The 2,861-nt window shown below is 74.6% G+C and carries 3 protein-coding genes and 1 pseudogene; all 4 read right to left on the reverse strand.

The genetic code is table 11. The features are described from left to right. Positions 1 to 597 (reverse strand): MFS transporter (locus SSBG_RS18795; protein WP_324603573.1); only part of this gene is annotated, 597 nt, incomplete at its 3' end. A 6-nt stretch (positions 598 to 603) separates the two neighbouring features. After that, a pseudogene (locus tag SSBG_RS18800) lies at positions 604 to 1,249 on the reverse strand (helix-turn-helix domain-containing protein). 101 nt (positions 1,250 to 1,350) lie between these two features. Further along, positions 1,351 to 1,788 (reverse strand): SRPBCC family protein, encoded by a 438-nt coding sequence (locus tag SSBG_RS18805; protein WP_008747656.1) that lies wholly within the window; start codon positions 1,786 to 1,788, stop codon positions 1,351 to 1,353. Positions 1,789 to 1,891: 103 nt separating this feature from the next. Further along, positions 1,892 to 2,815 carry an AEC family transporter gene (locus SSBG_RS18810; protein WP_008747657.1) on the reverse strand — a complete coding sequence of 308 codons (924 nt, stop codon included), beginning with the start codon at positions 2,813 to 2,815 and terminating at the stop codon, positions 1,892 to 1,894. Positions 2,816 to 2,861 lie beyond the last annotated feature (46 nt).

Consider the following 2,861-nt stretch of genomic DNA (forward strand, 5'->3'; position numbering starts at 1 on the left):
CTTCGCGGGGGCGGCGGCCCGGCGCGGGAGCGTCGTCAGCACGACGAGCGAACCGAGGGCGAAGAGCGCCGCCATGACGCTCAGCGAGGTGAGCGCGCCGAGCAGGGCGACGACCCCGCCGCCGCCCGCGAGGCCCAGCGTGCTCGCGAGCCGTTCGACCGTCCCGGAGAGCCCCGTCGCCCGTTCCATCGGCACGCGCGCGAGGTCGGCGGCCTCCGGGACCATGACCTCCTTGGCGAGGTCACCGGGCCCGCGCGCGGTACCGATCACGGCGACCAGGGCGAGCAGGACCCCGATGTCCAGCCGGCCGCCGAGGTCCAGCAGCGGGATCGCCGCCGCCGCGAGCGCGCTCACGACGTCGGTCGTCCCCGAGACGGCACGCGCCCCGAGCCGGTCCACGAGCGGACCGCCGAAGGTCTGCGCGAGGACGTACGGGCCCATCTCGCAGAAGGCGACGAGACCGGTCCAGGTCGCACTGCCCGTCGTGGCCAGGACGTACCAGGGCAGCGCGATCGCGGATATGCGGGTGGCGGTCTGCGCCACCCCGATGGCGAGCAGGACGCCGATCAGGGGACGCCGGGAGCGGGGCGCGGTCATCGCGGGTCACGCCCCGGCCGGCGGGACCGGCGGGCCCGGCTCGTCGGGTTCCGGGATGACGTGCACGATCATCGAGACACGCCCGGTGCCCTCGGGGGCCGCCGCCCCGGTCGTCGCCAGCCGGTAGCGGGCGACGACCTCGCGCACCTCCTCGCCGAGCCGCAGTGCCTCCTCGGGCGAGAGCAGCAGCGCGTAGTCGCTCATGTCCGAGACCTCGCGCCACTCGGGGGGGCAGGGTCGCGTACTCGTTGACGGCGTCCTGCAACCGGCGGACGTGCGTCGCCGCGACGGCCTGGTGGTAGAGGAACGTCGCCTCCGGCTCGCGCTCCACGTACGTATTGGAGTCGAAGAACGTCCTCGTGTGCGCGGCCCGCCACCACCGCTCGCGGTTGTTGCCCCGCTCGCTGTCCTCAACGACGAAGCCTGCGGCCCCCAGCTGCCGCAGGTGGTAGCTGGCGGTCCCCGAACTGACCCCGAGCCGCTGCCCGAGCGCGGTCGCGGTGGACGCCCCGTACCGCCGGAGCGCGCCGAGGAGTTGCACCCGCACGGGGTGCGCGAGGGCGCGCAGCCCCTTGGCGTCGAGGGCGACGTGGACGGCGTCGGGCGGCGTCGGGCTCCCCGGGGGAGGCGCGGGCTCTTCTTCACTGCTCATACGGGCCGCGTGAACCGCGAAGACTCCTTCGCGAAGAGTTCTTCGCAAAGAAGTCTTCGCGGTTCACGTGTTCCGTACGGCGCGGGCGTCGCGCGCGGCCCTCACCCCAGGGCCTGGGTCACCGCCCTCGGCATCGTCGTCGTGATCTCGTCGCCCAGGCGCTCGAACTCGCGGCGCAGGAACGGCGAGGCGAGGGTGGCCAGGCCCTTGAAGCGGATCGTGGCCCGGTAGGTGATGTGGGTGCTGCCCGCGCCGGGCGCGAAGGTCAGGCCGTCGCTCGTCTCGGCCGTCTTGTTGACGCCGGAGAAGACGAGGCGGTCGGGGGTGTACGTGTCCAGGCGGTACGTCAGTTCGGTGCGGCGGCCCCGGAACTCCGAGACGTTGTGCCAGCGCGAGCCCTCGCCGATCGCGCCCTCGCCGAGGCGTTCGCAGGAGACCGTGCCGGGGTCCCAGTCGACGGCGTGCGCGAAGTCGGCCAGGTAGGCCATCACCTTCTCCAGCGGGTGGGGCACCGCGAGCGTGCGGGTGACATGGATCATGACGGCTCTCCTCGGGCGAGGGCTGCGCGGCGGCGGGCGCACGGGAACGGTTCCGCCGTCCGGCGTGGACTGCACCTGTTCCCCGTACCGCCCCCCGCCACACTCACCCCAGCGCCGCCGCCACCCCTACGAGGACCGGTACCGAGAGCACCGTCGAGAGCAGCACCGATTCGCGGGCGAGGCGTTCGGCCACGCCGTACCGCGTCGCGTACGTGTGCAGGTTCTGCGCGGCGGGCAGCGCGGAGGTCACCACGACCGCGAGCAGCCCGTGCCCGCGCAGCCCGAAGACGTACGCCGCGAGGAGCCACGCGATCAGCGGCTGGCCCAGCGCCTTGAGCCCGGCCGACAGGAGCACCTGACCCGCCTCGGGGCCCCGGGCCGGGAGCGCCGAGCCGCGCAGCGAGATGCCGAAGGCGAGCAGCACGGCGGGTACCGACATGTTCCCGACGAGCGTGAGCGGGTCCATGACGGGGCCCGGCACGTCGAGCCCCAGCGCCGCGACCGCCACCCCGCTCAGCGAGCCGGCCGCGACCGGGTTCCGCAGCGGCGTGAGGACCTGCCGCACGAGGCCGCCCCGCGTGCGGTCCGGGCGGCGCAGGTCGAGGATCGTGAGCGCCACGGGCGTCGCCACGACCTGCTGGAAGAGGAGGACGGGTGCGACGAGCGAGGCGTCGCCGAGCACGTACACGGCGATGGGGATGCCGAGGTTGCCGGCGTTGACGTAGCCGGAGCACAGCGCGCCGATCGTCCCCGGCCCGACCCCCCAGCGGCGCACGGCCGCCACGGCCCCGTACACCGCCCCCACGGCGACCACGCTCGCCGCCGTGACCAGGAGTTTCGCCGAGAGCAGCACGCCGAGGTCGGCGTCGGCGAGCGTCGTGAAGAGCAGCGCGGGCGTCGCCACGTGGAACGCGAGCCGCGTCAGCGTCTCGCGCCCGCCCTCGCCGAGCCGCCCGCTCCGCCCGAGCGCGTACCCGGCGGCGATGACCACCGCGATGACCCAGAACCCGGTCAGCACCCCACGCACAGGGGAGCCCTTCGGCGTGGGGGCCACGGGGGCGGGAGCCACGGGG

It is taken from the genome of Streptomyces sp. SPB074 (genome assembly GCF_000154905.1).
Taxonomy (GTDB): Bacteria; Actinomycetota; Actinomycetes; order Streptomycetales; family Streptomycetaceae; genus Streptomyces.

Coding starts and splice junctions, on each gene's coding strand:
- SSBG_RS18805 (WP_008747656.1), bottom strand. CDS start 1,788: ATGATCCATGTCACCCGCACGCTCGCGGTGCCCCACCCGCTGGAGAAG.